The 16772-nt window shown below is 71.6% G+C and carries 16 protein-coding genes; 9 read left to right on the plus strand and 7 right to left on the minus strand.

What is annotated here, in order from left to right:
- Nucleotides 1-119: 119 nt before the first annotated feature.
- Both OG286_RS23030 and OG286_RS23035 read right to left on the minus strand, forming a co-directional pair.
- Complete coding sequence (locus OG286_RS23030) at nt 120-1364, minus strand: hypothetical protein (RefSeq protein WP_405360220.1); 1245 nt, start codon at nt 1362-1364, stop codon at nt 120-122.
- A 200-nt stretch (nt 1365-1564) separates the two neighbouring features.
- The gene (locus OG286_RS23035; protein WP_380322880.1) at nt 1565-2194 is read right to left on the minus strand and encodes a hypothetical protein; all 630 of its coding nucleotides are present in this window, start codon (nt 2192-2194) and stop codon (nt 1565-1567) included.
- A 303-nt stretch (nt 2195-2497) separates the two neighbouring features.
- Between OG286_RS23035 and hemL the strand changes: the two genes are divergently transcribed.
- The 7 genes from hemL (at nt 2498) to OG286_RS23070 (ending at nt 9537) form a co-directional block, all read left to right on the plus strand.
- Nucleotides 2498-3826 carry a glutamate-1-semialdehyde 2,1-aminomutase gene (gene hemL, locus OG286_RS23040; protein ID WP_396321832.1) on the plus strand — a complete coding sequence of 443 codons (1329 nt, stop codon included), beginning with the start codon at nt 2498-2500 and terminating at the stop codon, nt 3824-3826.
- A gap of 62 nt (nt 3827-3888) precedes the next feature.
- Complete coding sequence (locus tag OG286_RS23045; protein WP_396322067.1) at nt 3889-4536, plus strand: histidine phosphatase family protein; 648 nt, start codon at nt 3889-3891, stop codon at nt 4534-4536.
- A gap of 191 nt (nt 4537-4727) precedes the next feature.
- Nucleotides 4728-5345 carry a TlpA family protein disulfide reductase gene (locus OG286_RS23050; RefSeq protein WP_396321831.1) on the plus strand — a complete coding sequence of 206 codons (618 nt, stop codon included), beginning with the start codon at nt 4728-4730 and terminating at the stop codon, nt 5343-5345.
- The gene (locus tag OG286_RS23055) at nt 5342-6127 is read left to right on the plus strand and encodes a cytochrome c biogenesis CcdA family protein (protein ID WP_396321830.1); all 786 of its coding nucleotides are present in this window, start codon (nt 5342-5344) and stop codon (nt 6125-6127) included. Before OG286_RS23050 ends, OG286_RS23055 begins: the two co-directional genes overlap by 4 nt.
- A gap of 2 nt (nt 6128-6129) precedes the next feature.
- Nucleotides 6130-7872: a cytochrome c biogenesis protein ResB gene (locus OG286_RS23060; RefSeq protein WP_396321829.1), complete on the plus strand. Its 1743-nt coding sequence runs from the start codon at nt 6130-6132 to the stop codon at nt 7870-7872.
- A gap of 3 nt (nt 7873-7875) precedes the next feature.
- Nucleotides 7876-9009 carry a c-type cytochrome biogenesis protein CcsB gene (gene ccsB / locus OG286_RS23065; RefSeq protein WP_396321828.1) on the plus strand — a complete coding sequence of 378 codons (1134 nt, stop codon included), beginning with the start codon at nt 7876-7878 and terminating at the stop codon, nt 9007-9009.
- A 123-nt stretch (nt 9010-9132) separates the two neighbouring features.
- Nucleotides 9133-9537 carry a hypothetical protein gene (locus OG286_RS23070; protein ID WP_396321827.1) on the plus strand — a complete coding sequence of 135 codons (405 nt, stop codon included), beginning with the start codon at nt 9133-9135 and terminating at the stop codon, nt 9535-9537.
- Between the two features lie 32 nt (nt 9538-9569).
- On the opposite strand, the gene OG286_RS23075 is transcribed toward OG286_RS23070, so the two are convergent.
- Complete coding sequence (locus OG286_RS23075; protein WP_396321826.1) at nt 9570-10619, minus strand: ScbA/BarX family gamma-butyrolactone biosynthesis protein; 1050 nt, start codon at nt 10617-10619, stop codon at nt 9570-9572.
- 347 nt (nt 10620-10966) lie between these two features.
- Here OG286_RS23075 and OG286_RS23080 point away from each other — a divergent pair, with 347 nt between their 5' ends.
- Nucleotides 10967-11566, plus strand: a complete 600-nt coding sequence (locus tag OG286_RS23080; RefSeq protein WP_396321825.1) for a ScbR family autoregulator-binding transcription factor — start codon at nt 10967-10969, stop codon at nt 11564-11566.
- Nucleotides 11567-11657: 91 nt separating this feature from the next.
- On the opposite strand, the gene OG286_RS23085 is transcribed toward OG286_RS23080, so the two are convergent.
- From OG286_RS23085 to OG286_RS23100, 4 genes are all read right to left on the minus strand, one after another.
- On the minus strand, nt 11658-12281 hold the full coding sequence (locus tag OG286_RS23085) for a ScbR family autoregulator-binding transcription factor (RefSeq protein ID WP_396321824.1): 624 nt from the start codon (nt 12279-12281) through the stop codon (nt 11658-11660).
- A 198-nt stretch (nt 12282-12479) separates the two neighbouring features.
- A complete protein-coding gene (locus OG286_RS23090) occupies nt 12480-12692 on the minus strand; it encodes an acyl-CoA carboxylase subunit epsilon (protein ID WP_396321823.1) in 213 nt (70 codons plus the stop codon).
- Nucleotides 12693-12747: 55 nt separating this feature from the next.
- The gene (locus tag OG286_RS23095) at nt 12748-14349 is read right to left on the minus strand and encodes an acyl-CoA carboxylase subunit beta (protein ID WP_405360214.1); all 1602 of its coding nucleotides are present in this window, start codon (nt 14347-14349) and stop codon (nt 12748-12750) included.
- 438 nt (nt 14350-14787) lie between these two features.
- A complete protein-coding gene (locus OG286_RS23100; protein WP_396326122.1) occupies nt 14788-15192 on the minus strand; it encodes a PLD nuclease N-terminal domain-containing protein in 405 nt (134 codons plus the stop codon).
- Between the two features lie 111 nt (nt 15193-15303).
- On the opposite strand from OG286_RS23100, the gene OG286_RS23105 reads away from it, so the two are divergent.
- Nucleotides 15304-16761, plus strand: coding sequence for a menaquinone biosynthesis decarboxylase (locus OG286_RS23105; protein ID WP_405360212.1), 1458 nt, complete (start codon nt 15304-15306; stop codon nt 16759-16761).
- Nucleotides 16762-16772 lie beyond the last annotated feature (11 nt).

The following is a 16772-nucleotide window of genomic DNA, read 5'->3' on the forward strand; positions in this document are numbered from 1 at the left end:
ACAGTCACACACCACACGGCGACGGGCCGCCGGGGAGACCCGGCGGCCCGTCCGTTCGGCGCGCCGTCCCGCCGCCCCACACGCGTGGGGCGGCGGGACGGCCGGTGCGCCGGGTGCCGTCAGCCCTTCTTGGCGATGAAGTCGAACAGGCCGGCCGCCACACTGTCCAGGTACGGGCCGGTCTGGTACTTCGGCTCACCTTCGAACCCGACCGAGACGTTGCTGACCAGGGCCGGCTTGCCGTCCTTGGTGGCCAGCCAGCCGCCGCCGCTGGAGCCGCCCGTCATGGAGCAGCCGATGGCCAGCATCGGCGGGCGCGCGGGGTCGAGCGAGTAGCGGGAGGGCTTGCCGCCCTCGCAGTGGTTGAGCTCCATGCCGTCGAACGGCGGTGCGGCCGGGTAGCCGTAATTGGTGACGGCCAGCTGGTCGCGCGGGGCGTTGAACCAGACCGGCACGGCGCCGCCGATCGTCTCCTCCAGTGACTTGCCACCGTCGTTCTCGGGCTTGACGCGCAGGATCGCGAAGTCGTACTGCGCCGCGGGGCCCACCGGGCCGCCGCCCTCGGCCTTCCAGACCGGGGAGGTGACGTAGTTGACCGCGTCCCACTCGCCGTACGGCGCGTACTGCGAGGGGTCCGTCGGCCGCTTGCCACCGGTCACCGCGCCGGAGCTGTTGAAGTCGGGGATGAAGACGATGTTGCTGTTGAACGTGGAGCCCTTGCCCTGGTGGGCGCAGTGGCCGGCGGTCCACACCAGGTTGCTCTTGCCGGGGTGGGCCGGGTCGGCCACCACGGTCCCCGAGCAGACGTAGTGCTGGCCCAGCTTGCCGGGCGCGAGGCTCTCGCCGCCGGGCTTGTCGAAGAAGATCTTGCCGAATACGGCCATGTTCTTCGCGTACGGGTGCGGTACGGCCTGCGCGGTGACGGTCTGGGGCGCCGGGTCGCTGCCGGTGTCGCCCGGCTGGGTGGGTGCTCCGCCCGGCGTCTGGGCGGTCGACGGCTTCGGCACGGCGGTGGTCGGCTGCGCGGACTGCGCCGGTGCGGTGGACGGCTGGGGCGCCGACGGCTTCACCTGCCCGGCCGGCTGGGCGGACAGCATCCTGTCCAGGTTCCAGTAGCCCTTGGCGACGGCCGGGAGGGCGTAGTCCTTGGCCCACTTCTCCCAGTCGTCGAAGCTCCACTTCTTCAGATCCGCGAGATTGGCCGGCAGCCCCAGATCCGGCGCGTTGGTCGCGGCCCCCGTGGCCGTCGTGTCGCCGGAGCTGTTGTCAGGCCCGCAGGCCGAGGTGGCCAGCAGGGTCAGTGCCAGTACGGATGCGCCGAGGGTGGCCCGCGTGGCGCGCATGGTGATACGAGTCGATGACATGAACGTCGGAAAATCCCCCTGTGAACGGCCCGGCGTGGAAACCGCCGACGCCGGGTGTGCGGGCAGGAGTATGTCACCGATCGTCAGAACACCTGTTACCGGGCACGTTCGGGCCGGCCAGCCCGTCCCTGGCGCGACCCGGTCGGGCGCCCCCGGTCACCCCGCGGCGCAGGCCCGGAGGGGGCGCGGGGGCCGGGACGTCAGGGCCAGACCAGGCAGTACAGCTGGTGGCCGGCCTCGTGCAGCCGGTTCGCGAAGTCCTGCCACTCGTGCAGCATGCTGTAGATCACGAAGGCGTCGCGCGGGCCCCGGCGGTCGGGGACGGTGGACCAGATGAAGGCGGCGGCGCCGAGTTCGGTCTCGTCGGCCTTGCGCAGCGGTTCGACGACGTTCTGCGGGAGCTGGACGACGGCGTAGTCGGGGTGCAGGACGACCAGCTCCAGCGGCGGGACCTGGTGCAGCGGCACGCCCTGGATTCCGGTGAGGACCATCGCGCTCATGGTCTCCGGCTTGATCTTGGTGGAGAGGTGGCCGTTGGGGGAGCCGCTGGTCTCCATCAGGTCGCCGAGCCGCCCGAGCGAGCCGAGCTCGCCCGCGTCGAGGCCGAGCCCGCCGGGGCCGAGCGCGGTCGGGACTCTGGCGGCGGTGGCTCGGTCGGGTGCGCCGAAGTACTTGTAGGTCACCCCCACGCGTCCCTCACCCCGCCTCTCTCCGCCGCGACCTCCACGACCCGTACCCGCTCCCGTACCCCCGCGTGCGGCCTCGGCGGGCCGGCGGGAGCCACCCGCGGCCTCGTCGTAGCCGTCCTGCGCCTCGGACACTCGGACCATCCTCACCGGAATTCGCCGGAATCGACAGACCCCCGCACGTCCGGCGTCCCACCGGACGTGCTCCTTACCCGTCATGCGCCGCCGTACCCAGTCGGGGCACGCGGCAGTCCTCTTCACACCCCTGCACACGCGGGGAGTCTGCACACCCCGCGTGGAAAGCCTGAGTACATAGTCTGACTGGTCCGTCCAGCGGGAGCAGTCAGGGGCCCCGTTGTACGGATAACCGTACAGACTTCGTCCCCCGGATCATCGTTCCAGATGATGAGGTCCGACATGCAGAGGTGAAGGACACGATTTGAGACCATGTCTCCCGTGAGCTACCCCTACGAAGCACCCCAGTCCCAGTCGCTCTTCGACCGCGCCTCGGTCGTCACGCCCGGCGGCGTCAACTCCCCGGTGCGCGCCTTCCGTGCCGTGGGCGGCACGCCGCGCTTCATGGTGTCCGGCACGGGCCCCTACCTCACCGACGCCGACGGCCGCGAGTACGTCGACCTGGTGTGCTCGTGGGGCCCGATGATCCTCGGCCACGCGCACCCCGCGGTCATCGACGCCGTCCAGCAGGCGGTCTCCCGCGGCACCTCCTTCGGTACGCCCGGCCAGGGCGAGGTCGAGCTGGCCGAGGAGATCGTCGCCCGGGTGGCCCCGGTCGAGCAGGTCCGCCTGGTCTCCTCCGGCACCGAGGCGACCATGTCGGCGATCCGGCTGGCCCGCGGCTTCACCGGCCGGGCGAAGATCGTGAAGTTCGCCGGCTGCTACCACGGACACGTGGACGCGCTGCTGGCCGCCGCCGGTTCCGGCGTCGCGACCTTCGGCCTGCCGGACACCCCGGGCGTCACCGGCGCCCAGGCCGGCGACACCATCGTGCTGCCGTACAACGACCTGGCCGCCGTCGAGCAGGCGTTCAAGGCGTACCCGGGCGAGATCGCCTGTGTGATCACCGAGGCCTCGCCCGGCAACATGGGCGTCGTCCCGCCCCTGCCCGGCTTCAACGGCGGCCTGGCCCGGCTCTGCAAGGAGAACGGCGCGCTGTTCATCTCCGACGAGGTGATGACGGGCTTCCGCGTCTCCAAGGCCGGCTGGTACGGCCTGGAGGCGGCCGTCGAGGGCTGGGCCCCGGACCTGCTCACCTTCGGCAAGGTCATGGGCGGCGGCTTCCCGGCGGCGGCCTTCGGCGGCCGCGCCGACGTGATGGGCCACCTGGCCCCGGCCGGCCCGGTCTACCAGGCCGGCACCCTCTCCGGGAACCCGGTCGCCACCGCGGCCGGCCTGGCCCAGCTGCGCGGCTGCACCGACGAGGTGTACGCGACGGTGGACAGGGTCTCCGCCGAGGTCTCCACGCTGGTCGCGGACGCGCTGGCCAAGGAGGGCGTGGCCCACCGGCTGCAGACCGCCGGGAACATGTTCTCGGTGTTCTTCACCGAGACCGCCGTCACCAACTACGACGAGGCGAAGACCCAGGAGGCGTTCCGCTTCAACGCCTTCTTCCATGCCATGCTCGCCCAGGGCGTCTACCTGCCGCCGTCCGCCTTCGAGTCCTGGTTCGTCTCGGCGTCCCACGACGAGCGGGCGATCGAGCGGATCGCCGCCGCCCTGCCGGCCGCCGCCCGTGCGGCCGCCGAGGCCACGGCCTAGATTTCACCGAGCCCCAGGAGTACTGAGAAGTGAGCGCCAAGGACATCACCGTCGTCCACCTGATGCGGCACGGTGAGGTGCACAACCCGGAGGGCATCCTGTACGGCCGGTTGCCCGGCTACCGGCTCTCCGAGCTGGGCCGGCAGATGGCCGACCGGGTGGCCGAGGACCTGGCCGGCCGGGACATCACCCACGTGGTGGCGTCCCCGCTGGAGCGGGCGCAGGAGACCGCCGAGCCGATCTCCAAGTCGCACGGTCTGGACCTCGCGACGGACGACCGGCTGATCGAGGCGGACAACATCTTCCAGGGCAAGACCTTCGGGGTCGGCGACGGTTCGCTGAGGAACCCGGGCTACTGGAAGTACCTGACCAACCCGTTCAAGCCCTCCTGGGGCGAGCCGTACATCGAGCAGGCGGTGCGGATGATGGGCGCGCTCGCCGCGGCCCGGGACGCCGCTCGCGGGCACGAGGCGGTCTGCGTCAGCCACCAGCTGCCGATCTGGATCGTCCGTTCCTTCGTGGAGCGCCGCCGGCTCTGGCACGACCCGCGCAACCGGCAGTGCTCGCTGGCCTCGCTGACCAGCTTCACGTTCGAGGGCGACAGGATCGTCTCGGTCGGCTACCGCGAGCCGGCCCGTGACCTGCTGCCCGCGCACCTGGTCGGCAAGGGCGGCAAGAGCAAGCCGGTGGGCAAGAGCTTCGGCGCCTGACGCGGTGCCCCGCAGGCCCCGCCGACGGGCCGCGCGCAGGCCTCGCCGCCCGATGTAAGACCCGTCTAAATATGGGCTGCGTCACCTCCGGCGTGCCCGGGTGGTCTGGTCCAGCTGCAGGTCAGAGGGGGTCCGACACGGAATGTCGGACCCCCCCGAACCTGGTCGGAAGAGCATGCGAAACTTTTCACATGTCTGGCACGACGCGCCCCCGTCCTCGTCTCGCCGCAGCGGCCGCAGTCACGGCCGCCGCTGCCGCGCTCGCCCTCAGCGGCTGCTCCTCGTCCGGCTCGTCGGGCAGTGGTGACGGCCAGATCGGTTTCGTCAAGGCCGACGGCAACAACGTCTCGAAGGCCGAGGTCGGGCACCGCCAGGACGCGCCGGACATCACCGGCGAGACCCTGGAGGGCACGCCGGTCAAGCTCTCGGACTACCGGGGCAAGGTCGTCGTCCTCAACGTCTGGGGCTCCTGGTGCGGGCCCTGCCGGGGCGAGGCGGACGACCTCCAGCGCATCTGGGAGAAGTACAAGGACCAGGGCGTCCAGTTCCTCGGCATCAACACCCGGGACCCGGAGAAGGCCAACGCCGTCCGGTTCGAGCAGGAGAAGGGCGTCACCTTCCCCAGCCTCTACGACCCGGCCGGCACCCAGCTGCTGAAGTTCCCCAAGGGCAGCCTCAACCCGCAGTCCGTGCCCACCACCCTGGTGGTCGACCGTGACGGCAAGCTGGCGGCCCGTGCCATCGGCGGCCAGGTCGACGACGCCCTGGAAGCGATGCTCCAGCCGGTGGTCGCGGAGCAGAAGCAGTGAGCGCGGCAGCCGGCGCCGCGTCGCAGCTGGCCGACACCACCGGGACCATCCAGAGTGGGGCGCTGCTGGTGGCCGCGCCGATCGCGCTGGTGGCCGGCCTGGCGTCGTTCTTCTCGCCGTGCGTGCTGCCGCTCGTGCCCGGCTACCTCTCGTACGTCACCGGCTTCTCGGCCGCCGACCTCGCGGACGCGCGCGGGGCCCGGCGCGGCCGGATGTTGGCCGGGGCGCTGCTGTTCATCCTCGGCTTCACCGCCGTCTTCGTCTCTGGCGGCGCGCTGTTCGGTTACTTCGGTTCGACGCTGCAGGAGCACAAGCGGGTCATCTCGATCGTGCTCGGCGCCCTGACCATCGTGATGGGCCTCGCCTTCATGGGGCTGGTGCCCGGGCTGAGCATGCGTGAGCTGCGCTCGCACCGCCGCCCGGCGGTCGGACTGCTCGGCGCGCCGATGCTGGGCGTGGTCTTCGGCGTCGGCTGGACCCCCTGTCTCGGCCCGACCCTGTCCGCGGTCCAGAACCTGGCGCTCAACGAAGCCGACGCCGGTCGCGCGGCCCTCCTGATGACCGCCTACTGCCTGGGCCTGGGCGTACCGTTCGTCGTGGCCGCGCTGGCCTTCCGCCGGGCGCTGGGCGCCTTCGGGTGGGTCAAGCGGCACTACCCGCTCGTCATGCGGATCGGCGGCGGCATGCTCGTCGCGGTCGGTCTGCTGCTCGTCACCGGCGTCTGGGACTCGATGGTGAACGAGCTGCAGTCCTGGACCGCCGACTTCCAGATCGGAATCTGACCGTGAGCAAGACCACGACCGATACCGACCTGCCCCTGGCAGAGGCCGAGGACGCGGCCGAGCGGCTGACCACCGCGCCGGTCGAGTCGGACGGCCCCACCGGCATGGGGGTGCTCGGCTGGCTGCGCTGGATGTGGCGTCAGCTGACCTCGATGCGGGTCGCGCTGATCCTGCTCTTCCTGTTGTCGCTGGCCGCGATCCCGGGCTCGCTGATCCCGCAGAACGGCCAGAACCAGTTCAAGGTCGAGACCTGGAAGACGCAGCACACCACGGTCGCGCCGGTCTACGAGAAGCTCCAGCTGTTCGACGTCTACAGCTCGGTCTGGTTCTCGGCGATCTACATCCTGCTGTTCGTCTCGCTGGCCGGCTGCATCGTCCCGCGCACCTGGCAGTTCGTCGGCGTGCTGCGGGCCGCGCCGCCGGCCGCGCCGCGCAACCTGACCCGGATGCCGGTCTACGCGGCCTGGCGCACCGACGCGGACGCCGAGGCGGTGAACGCCGCGGCGCACGCGCTGCTGCGCAGGCGCCGGTTCCGCGCCGACCTGGCGGGCGGTTCGGTGGCGGCCGAGAAGGGCTACCTGCGCGAGGTCGGCAACCTGGTCTTCCACCTGTCGCTGTTCGCGCTGCTCGGCGGCTTCGCCTGGGCGAGCCTGGCCAGCGGCACCGGCGGCAAGCTGATGGTGGGCGGCGAGGGCTACTCCAACACCATCACGCAGCTGGACGACTTCACCGGATCGCGGTTCTACGGCACCGAGGACCTCGACCCCTTCTACCTGAAGCTGGACAGCTTCAAGTCGAGCTTCCAGACCAAGGGCGACCAGATCGGCGCCGCCCGCGAGTTCACCGCGAACGTCGAGTACTACGCGGGCAGCGACGCCTCCAAGCTGACCAAGGGCACGATCGAGGTCAACCACCCGCTGGAGATCGGCGGCAGCAAGGTCTACCTGATCGGCCACGGCTACGCCCCCGTGATCACCGTGAAGAACGCCGCCGGCCAGGTGGTCTACACCGGGGCGACGCCGTTCCTGCCGCAGGACGCCAACCTGACCTCCACCGGCGTCATCAAGGTCTCCGACTACGGCGAGAAGGACGGCAAGAAGACCCAGATGGGCTTCTCCGGCTTCTTCCTGCCGACCGCCCCGGTGGCCTTCGACGCGAACACCGGCCCGCGCTCGCTCTTCCCCGGTGACGCCGACCCGGCGCTGGTGCTGAACGCCTTCGCGGGCGACCTCGGCACCGACTCCGGCCTGCCGCAGAACGTCTACCAGCTCAACACCAAGAACCTGACCCAGCTCCAGCAGGACGGCAAGATCGCCAAGGTCCGACTGAAGCCCGGCCAGGCGTGGGAGCTGCCGGACGGCTACGGCTCCGTCACCTTCGAGGGCTACAAGCAGTGGGCCAGCTTCAACATCTCGCACCGCCCGGGCAACGAGATCGCCCTGGCCGGCGGCGTGCTGGCGATCCTCGGCCTGATCGGCTCGCTGTTCGTGCAGCGGCGCCGGATCTGGGTCCGCGCGGTGGCGCTGCCCGGCGGCGGCACCCTGGTCGAGCTGGCCGGGCTGGCCCGCAGCGAGTCGGCGAAGATCGCCGAGGAGCTGGCCGAGCTGGCGGTGGACCTCCAGGACGACGCCCCGGCGGTCGACGATCCGGATGAACAAGCAGACGAGCCCGGGGCCGACGAGGCCGACGAGGCCTCGGCACCCGCAGACCCCGCAGTCCCTGCCGACCAGAACTCCAAGGAGTAGACGGTGCATCTCGCCTCGGCGGTCGACCCCCAACTGGCCGACCTCTCCAACAAGCTGATCTATTCGGCCATGGCCGTGTACACGATCGCCATGCTCGCCCACATGTTCGAATGGACCTTCGGTAGCAAGGGCGCCGTCGCCGTCCGTTCGACCGCACAGGCGGGCAGCCTGGCCGAGACGGTCGCGGCCGCCGCCGAGCCCAAGGCCACGAAGAAGGTCACCGTCACGGTCGCCTCGGCGGGTGGCGGCACCACCACGCTCACCCGCACCGCCCTGGCGGGCGAGGGCGCGACGGTGGTCACCAGCGGGCGCGGAGAGGACGAGGTGGACGGCCCGGGTGCGGCCGGCACCAGCGAGCGGGCCGACCTGGCCGGCCGGATCGCGGTCTCGCTCACCGTCCTGGGCGCCCTGCTGCACGCGGGCGGCGTGCTCACCCGCGGCCTCTCGGTCTCCCGCTGGCCGTGGGGCAACATGTACGAGTTCTCCTGCGCCTTCGCGCTGGCCATGACGGTCGCCTACCTCGGCCTGCTGGCCTCGAAGAAGCCCGTCCGCTGGCTCGGCCTGCCGGTCACCCTGGCCGTCGTGCTCACCCTCGGCATCGCCACCCAGGTGCTGTACACCGAGTCCGAGCAGCTCGTCCCGGCGCTGCACTCGTACTGGCTGGCGATCCACGTCTCCACCGCGATCATCTGCGGCGGCGCCTTCTACGCGGCGTTCATCGCGACGCTGCTGTACCTGGGCAAGGACTCCTTCGACCGGCGGATGGAGGCGGGCCTGACCACCGGCCCCCTCGGAACGGCGGCGTCCGTCTGGCAGCGCCTGCCCGCCGCGTCCACGCTCGACAAGCTGTCGTACCGGATCAACGCGCTGGTCTTCCCGCTCTGGACGTTCACCATCATCGCGGGCGCGATCTGGGCCGAGGCCGCCTGGGGCAAGTACTGGGAGTGGGACCCGAAGGAGACCTGGTCCTTCATCACCTGGGTCGCCTACGCCTGCTACCTGCACGCCCGGGCCACCGCCGGCTGGAAGGGACGCAAGGCCGCCTACCTGGCCCTGGCCGCGTTCGCCTGCTGGCTGTTCAACTACTACGGGGTGAACATCTTCGTCACCGGAAAGCACTCCTACGCGGGGATCTGACCGGAGGAAAGCACCCACCGGCCCGGCGCTCCGCAGATCGGAAGCCGGGCCGAGGTGTGACAGGGGTAAGTCGTGCCGGCCAACCCGAGCCGGCACGGGGAGGAACGAGGAGGAAATCGCGCGATGGAGTGCGACGAGGTCATGCTGACCGTCCGAATCACCGCCGCCGAGCGCACGCTGCTCCGCAGGCTCGCCCAGGGACACCGCAGCGACGTGTCCGAGGTCGTGGCCGACGGCCTGCTGGACATCATCCCCACGCTCAGCACGCAGGCGGACGCCTACCGGCTGCTGGGCGCCCTCACGGCCCCCGCGCCGTGCGCCCTGACGGTCTGGCTGCCGACCCCGCTGGCCGACCTGCTGGTCCCGGGCGCGGCCCGGATCGCCCAGGTGACCCAGGTCCGGATCGGGTCGGCCAGCGCCATGCTGGGCGCCGCGCTGCGGCTCTGGCTGGCCCAGGACCCCGGCCGGCTGGCCGCCAACCTCAGCGTGATGCACGCCGGCCGCCCGGCCGCGCTGGTCGCGGCCTGAGCCCGGCGGACCGCGACGCGGCCGACGGCGGGTCAGCTGGCGAGCGGAAGGCCCGGAGCGCGGCCCGGCCCCGCCGGGCGGCCGTCGAGGGCCTCCCGGCGGGTGGCGCCGCCGTCGACCGGCGCGGTGACCAGCCGGCACTCGGCGGCGGTCCGGCCGTCCTGGACCAGCTGAACCCGCACCGGCACCCGCTCGGGGCTGTTGCCGAGGCCGGTGCCGGGTTCGCGGACCGCCTGCACCAGGCAGGGCCGGTCCAGCTCGATGAAGCGGCTGAACGAGGAGACCAACTCGACCGGCACGACCCGCTCGGGGTGCCGCAGCCGCTGTGCGGCCTGCCGGGCGGCCTCCAGTACGAGCATCCCGGGCACGTGGTCCGGGGCGCGGTCGAAGAGCACGGGGTGGCGGGCGTCGGCCCGCAGCAGCCAGCTGCCCGGCACCGGCGACGGCCCGAGGACGACGTCGGCGGCCCGCTCGCGGCCGACCAGCTCGGGCGCGGTGGGGGCGTCGGGGAGCCAGGGCCCGGCGGGCCGGTTCCCGGCCCCGCGCAGCCGGGCGTAGGCGACGGGGGAGAAGACCCGCAGCTGCCCGGAGGCATGGCCGACCGGCCGGCCGTCCCGCCGGATCTCGGCATGCACCCGCAGCGAGGCCAGCCGGCCGTGCCGCATCCGGACGTCGTGGCAGCCGACCTCCAGCATCAGCGAGGCGGGCGCGGCGGTGACGGCGAGCGCTTCCAGGCCGGCCGGGCCGAGCGTGTAACAGAGCTCGTCCAGCGTGAACTCGTGGCCGTCCGGCACGCCGAAGCCGACGTGGCCGATCAGCAGCCCGGCCTGCCGGACGGTCTCGGCCAGCAGGACCGGGTCGTGGTGCCGGTCGCCGGGCAGCCGGTAGAAGCCGTGCAGCCGGGGCCACTGCGCGCCGAGCAGGAAGTCGTAGGGGCCGGTCGCCTGCCAGCCGGTGATGAGCACCTCGGAGACGGCGGAGCGGTGGACCAGATGCCGGGAGACGGTCCGCTCGTGGAAGTCGTAGCCGGGACCGGGGTGGGGATACGGACCGTGGTCATCCGGTTCTACGATCAATGGCATGACGGGCCCCACTCCCGGGTGTCGGTCGACCGGCCGCGCGGGCGGCCTTCACAAAACATACAGACCACCCGGTTTGCGCCCTGCGAGCGGGGTCACCGCTGCCGGGTACTTGGCGTGATCACGTTACCCGGCCGCTGGGCTGCGGGAACGTCCGGCAGGGAGAGGGCAGACCTTGGGCGGGGGTCGGTCCCCGCTGGACGGCGGGGGCCACCGAGGGGCTAGATTAGATACCAACCATGCGGTTTCGGGCGGGCCGTCCGCATGCGAGGCGTCGCGCCACCGACGGCGGCGCCCTGACAGCAGCCGGGCGAGCCGGGATCTCGCCGAGGCCGAGGCCGGAGGGGCCAGTGGTCAAGCAGGAACGTGCGGGGAGGACCAGGCAGGCCGTGCTGCTCGCGGCCGCGGACACGTTCGCCGAAGCCGGATTCGAGTCGGCCAGCCTGGTCGACATCAGCCGCCGCGCAGGGGTCAGCAAGGGCGCGCTCTACTTCCATTTCGTCTCCAAGCAGGCGCTGGCCGACGGCGTCCGTGCGGCGGCCGCGCGCGAGATCGGCTCGGCCGCCCTGCGGGCCCGGCGCGGCGCCGGGCCGGCCGTCCAGGGCCTGATCGACTTCTCCCACGAGCTGGCCCGGCTGCTCCGCGAGGACGTGGTGGTCCGGGCCGGCGTCCAGCTCGCCCAGGGTGCCCGGGGCGGCGCCGGAGCCGCCTGGCAGAGCCTCACCGCCGCCTTCCGCCGGCTGCTGGACCGGGCCGCCGACGCGGGCGAACTGCGCCCCGGGGTGGACGGCCGGCAGGCCGCCGAGCTGCTCACCACCCTGGCGGCGGGGCTGGTACTGCTCGCGCCCGAGGACACCGGCCGGCTCCGGCCGGAGGCGTTGCACACGCTGTGGACGGCCGCCCTGCCCGCCCTGGTCCCGGCGGACCGCTGCTCGTCCTACCGCACCTGAGGCCGTACCGCCCGCCGTCCTGCCGCACCTGCCGTCCTGTCGCCTGACGTCCTGCCGCCTGCCGTCCTGCCGGACCCCGGCGCGCGCGGGTTCAGGAACTCCCCGGCGTCCGCTCGGCCACGCTGAGCCGGGCGAGCGCGTGCGGCTGGACGAGGCCGGGCAGCAGCAGCGTCCAGAAGTCGGCCATCCGCTGGAGCAGGTCGCGGCGGCCGCTCAGCACCTGCGAGCTGAGCTGGATCCCGGTCACCGCGCCGGTGATCACCCCGGCCGCGGCCGCCACGTCCAGGCCCGGGTGCAGGTCGCCGGCCTCGCGCGCCTGCTCCAGCAGCCCGCGCGCCGCGTCCGACCAGCCCTGGTAGGCCCCGACCTGCGGCTGGGTGAAGCTGCCGTGCTCGATGGTCAGCCGGATGCTGCCGCGCACCATCGGGTCGTCCAGCAGGGCGTGCGCGAAGGCGTAGCCGAGGTCGATCAGGGTCTGCACCGGGCTGTCGGAGGTCGGCTCCCAGGTCGCGAGCCAGGCCCCCTGGCCTTCGATGACGGCCAGTGCCAGCTCCTCCTTGGAGCGGAAGTGGAAGTACAGCGCGCCCTTGGTGACGCCGGCCCGCTCCAGGATCTCCGACATCGTGGCGGCGGCGTAGCCGCGTTCGTCGAACACCTCGGCCGCAGCGAGGAGTACCGCCTGGCGGGTCGCCAGCGCCCGGGCCTGCCTGGCCATCGCAGCCTCCCTGGAAAGTTCTCGTGCTCGGCAGCGGCCGATCCTATGGGGAGGCGCCGGGGCGCGGGCCGCATACCGTCCAGTAGGTATTCTACCGAGCCGCCTGCGGCCGGACCGGCCCTGCCGGGCGGGGCCGGTAACGCCGACGGCCGGCCACCCCGAAGGGTGACCGGCCGTCGGTCGGGTGCTGCGGAGCCGTCAGGCGGCCTGCTGCCAGCTGACCGGCGAGAAGTAGGCCGGGCGGCGCTCCAGCCGGTGCCAGGTGGCGATCGGCTCGACCGGCGCGGCGGCGGCCGCGGCCTGCTGGGCGGCCGCGGCGCGGGCCATCAGCACGGCGGTCAGGGCTGCGAGCTCCTCGTCGGAGAGCGAGCCGCGGACGATGCGGAAGGAAGGTTCGGCGGAAGCGGTCATGGTGTGGTTTTCTCCCCCGGCACGTTACTGGTGAATGGTCAGCTGAACGGCGCTGCTACATCGGCGGGTTGCCGTGCTTGCGGCTGGGCAGATCGGCGTGCTTGGTGCGGAGCATGGCGAGCGAGGCGGCGAGGACCTGGCGGGTCTCGGCGGGGTCGATGACGTCGTCGACGAGGCCGCGTTCGGCCGCGTAGTACGGGTGCATCAGTTCGCTCTTGTATTCCTTGATCTTCTGGGCGCGCATGGCCTCGGGGTCCTCGGCGGCGTTGATGTCGCGTCGGAAGATCACGTTGGCGGCGCCTTCGGCGCCCATGACGGCGATCTCGTTGGTGGGCCAGGCGAAGGAGAGGTCGGCGCCGATGGAGCGGGAGTCCATGACGATGTAGGCGCCGCCGTAGGCCTTGCGCAGGATGAGCTGGATGCGGGGCACGGTGGCGTTGCAGTAGGCGTAGAGGAGCTTGGCGCCGTGGCGGATGATGCCGTCGTGTTCCTGGTCGACGCCGGGCAGGAAGCCGGGGACGTCGAGCATGGTGACCAGCGGGATGTTGAAGGCGTCGCACATCTGGACGAAGCGGGCGGCCTTCTCGCTGGCGTTGATGTCCAGGACGCCGGCCAGCGACTGGGGCTGGTTGGCGATGATGCCGGTGACGTGGCCGTCGATGCGGGCGAGGACGCAGAGCACGTTGGTGGCCCAGCGCTCGTGGACCTCCAGGTACTCGCCGTGGTCGACGATCTCCTCGATGACCTTGCGCATGTCGTAGGGGCGGTTGCCGTCGGCGGGCACCAGGTCGAGGAGGGAGTCGTTGCGGCGCTCGACGGGGTCGTCGTTGACGACGGTGGGCGGCATCTCGCGGTTGTTCTGGGGCAGCAGCGACAGGAGGTAGCGGACCTCCTCGATGCAGGACTGCTCGTCGTCGTAGGCGAAGTGGGAGACGCCGGAGACCCCGGAATGGACGTCGGCGCCGCCGAGCCCGTTCTGGGTGATCTTCTCGCCGGTGACGGCCTGGACGACGTCGGGGCCGGTGATGAACATCTGCGAGGTCTCGCGGACCATGAAGATGAAGTCGGTCAGCGCGGGGGAGTAGGCGGCGCCGCCGGCGCAGGGGCCGAGCATCACGGAGATCTGCGGGATGACGCCGGAGGCGCGGGTGTTGCGCTGGAAGATGCCGCCGTAGCCGGCGAGCGCGGTCACGCCCTCCTGGATGCGGGCGCCGGCGCCGTCGTTCAGCGACACCAGCGGCGCGCCCGCGGCGATGGCCATGTCCATGATCTTGTGGATCTTCTGTGCGTGGGCCTCGCCCAGCGCGCCGCCGAAGATCCGGAAGTCGTGCGCGTAGGTGAACACGGTGCGCCCGTGCACGGTGCCCCAGCCGACGATCACGCCGTCGGTGTGGGGCTTCTTCGCCTCCAGGCCGAAGCCGGTGGCGCGGTGCCGGCGCAGCGGCTCCACCTCGCGGAACGAGCCCTCGTCGAGCAGCAGGTCGATGCGCTCGCGGGCGGTCAGCTTGCCCTTGGCGTGCTGGGCCTCGGTGGCCTTCTCGCTGGGGCCGCGGCGGACCTGTTCGCGCAGTTCGTGCAGCTCGGCGACCCGCCCGTGGGCGTCGGCCGGGACCTCGGGGATCTCGTCGCCGACCGGCGCCTCATGCACAACCGTCATCTCGAACCACTCCAAGGGTGAGGGAACTGTCCGACAGCCAACGTCTGCATTGCCCCCGGCTGCGAATCACTTCTTCACTTATGACTGTACGAGGGGCCCCGCGCTGGTTTCGGCGTCGATTCTGTACAAGGTCGCGTCCGTTTAGATGTCAGGGCTGCACAGAAACCGGCCCCGGAGGCCGTGTGCGGACGGTGTCCGTTCGATTACCCGATGCTGTCCGCCGGGTCCCGTTCGGATGATCTGGACATGAGGAAACGTGCAGGTCAGGCCGGTCGCCGGGGGTCGTCGGCGGGCCGCCCACGGAGCCGCTGCGGGCAGGCTCCGGCGGGGTCGGCCGGGCGGGAAGGGGCGGCCTCGGCGGCCGATCAGTCGTAGGGATACGCCAAAAACACCGAAGCCCACCCGGATGGTCCCGGGTGGGCTGTCCGAGGGAGTGCGTCAGCTCTTGCGGCCGTCCTCCGGCTCGTCCTTGCCCCGCAGCTCCTCCTCGCGGCGGCGCAGGTCCGCCTCCCACTGCCTGAGCATGTCCTCGTGCCGGTTGTCGTCCTTCTTCAACGAGGCCAGGAACTCCGGGTCGTCGTCCGGCGCGAGCGGCCGGCCGCCACGCGGGCGCTCGTACCCGGGCCCGCCGGCGATGCGGCCCGCCGGCCGGGTCTGCAGGGCGCCGCGCTGCTTGCCGGCCACCAGCCAGGCGATCGAGCCGACCAGCGGGAAGAGCAGCACGATGATCACCCAGATCACCTTGGGCAGGTGCTTCACCTCCTCCTCGGGCGTGGTCAGGCAGTCGATGAACGCCCACACCCAGAGGGCGAGCGGAAGGACGAAGGTCAGGATCCTCAGCACGGCGGCGATCTCCCCCGGCGACGGCGGTGGTGGCGGGCGGCCTCGAAGCGGCGGCGGCTTCACGGGGGCCCTTGACCGAGCCAGGCTATCGGGTGGCGGATACTGACTGGCATGGCATACGACGATCTCCGCTCCTTTCTGCGGGCCCTCGACCGGGAGGGCGACCTCAAGCGCATCAAGGCCGAGGTGGACCCCCATCTGGAGATCGGCGAGATCGTCGACCGGGTCCAGAAGGCCAAGGGCCCTGCCCTGCTGTTCGAGAACGTCAAGGGCTCGTCGATGCCGCTGGCGATGAACGTCTTCGGCACCGAGCGCCGGCTCGCCAAGGCGCTCGGCCTCAAGGGTCCGGACGACATCTCCGAGAAGATCGCCGGCCTGCTGAAGCCGGAGCTGCCGCAGGGCTTCACCGGCTTCCGGGACGCCTTCGGCAAGCTCGCCTCGATGGCCCACGTGCCGCCCCGCAAGGTCAAGCAGGGCGAGGCCGCCGTCCAGGAGGTCGTGCTCACCGGTGACGACGTCAACCTGGACGAACTGCCCGCCCTCTTCACCTGGCCGCTGGACGGCGGCTCCTTCTTCAACCTGGGCCTGACCCACACCAAGGACCCGGACACCGGCATCCGCAACCTCGGCCTCTACCGGCTCCAGCGGCACGACCGGCGCACCATCGGCATGCACTGGCAGATCCACAAGGACAGCCGCAACCACTACGCGGTGGCCGCCCGTCGCGGGGAGCGGCTGCCGGTCGCGATCGCCTTCGGCTGCCCGCCGGCCGTCACCTACGCCGCCACCGCGCCGCTGCCGGGTGACATCGACGAGTACCTGTTCGCCGGCTTCGTCGCCGGGGAGCGGGTCAAGATGGTCGACTGCAAGACCGTCCCGCTCCAGGTCCCGGCCGACGCCGAGGTCGTGCTGGAGGGCTGGCTGGAGCCCGGCGAGATGCTGCCCGAGGGCCCGTTCGGCGACCACACCGGCTTCTATACGCCGCAGGAGCCGTTCCCGGCACTGAAGATCGACTGCGTGACGATGCGCCGCCGCCCGATCCTGCAGTCCATCGTGGTCGGCCGCCCGCCGACGGAGGACGGCCCGCTGGGCAAGTTCACCGAGCGGTTCTTCCTGCCACTGCTGAAGATCATCATCCCGGACATCGTCGACTACGACCTGCCCGAGGCCGGCGGCTTCCACAACTGCGTGATCGTCTCGATCGACAAGAAGTACCCCAAGCACGCCCAGAAGACGATGCACGCCATCTGGGGCGCCCACATGATGTCGCTGACCAAGCTGATCATCGTGGTGGACTCCGACTGCGACGTGCACAACTACCAGGAAGTCGCCTGGCGCGCCTTCGGCAACGTGGACTACAGCCGCGACCTGACGGTGGTGGAGGGCCCGGTCGACCACCTCGACCACGCCTCCTACCAGCAGTTCTGGGGCGGCAAGGCGGGTATCGACGCGACCCGCAAGCTGCCCGAGGAGGGCTACACCCGGGACGGCGGCTGGCCCGAGATGGTCTCCTCCGACCCGGCCACGGCCGAGCTGGTGGACCGCCGCTGGAAGGAGTACGGGCTGTGAGCGAGCGCAGC

Source organism: Kitasatospora sp. NBC_00039, from assembly GCF_045160625.1.
Taxonomy (GTDB): domain Bacteria; phylum Actinomycetota; class Actinomycetes; order Streptomycetales; family Streptomycetaceae; genus Kitasatospora.

Coding starts and splice junctions, on each gene's coding strand:
- OG286_RS23070 (WP_396321827.1), top strand. CDS start 9,133: ATGGAGTGCGACGAGGTCATGCTGACCGTCCGAATCACCGCCGCCGAG.
- OG286_RS23075 (WP_396321826.1), bottom strand. CDS start 10,619: ATGCCATTGATCGTAGAACCGGATGACCACGGTCCGTATCCCCACCCC.
- OG286_RS23095 (WP_405360214.1), bottom strand. CDS start 14,349: ATGACGGTTGTGCATGAGGCGCCGGTCGGCGACGAGATCCCCGAGGTC.
- OG286_RS23035 (WP_380322880.1), bottom strand. CDS start 2,194: ATGGTCCGAGTGTCCGAGGCGCAGGACGGCTACGACGAGGCCGCGGGT.
- OG286_RS23045 (WP_396322067.1), top strand. CDS start 3,889: ATGCGGCACGGTGAGGTGCACAACCCGGAGGGCATCCTGTACGGCCGG.
- OG286_RS23085 (WP_396321824.1), bottom strand. CDS start 12,281: ATGGCCAGGCAGGCCCGGGCGCTGGCGACCCGCCAGGCGGTACTCCTC.
- OG286_RS23105 (WP_405360212.1), top strand. CDS start 15,304: ATGGCATACGACGATCTCCGCTCCTTTCTGCGGGCCCTCGACCGGGAG.
- OG286_RS23050 (WP_396321831.1), top strand. CDS start 4,728: ATGTCTGGCACGACGCGCCCCCGTCCTCGTCTCGCCGCAGCGGCCGCA.
- hemL (WP_396321832.1), top strand. CDS start 2,498: ATGTCTCCCGTGAGCTACCCCTACGAAGCACCCCAGTCCCAGTCGCTC.
- OG286_RS23090 (WP_396321823.1), bottom strand. CDS start 12,692: ATGACCGCTTCCGCCGAACCTTCCTTCCGCATCGTCCGCGGCTCGCTC.
- OG286_RS23030 (WP_405360220.1), bottom strand. CDS start 1,364: ATGTCATCGACTCGTATCACCATGCGCGCCACGCGGGCCACCCTCGGC.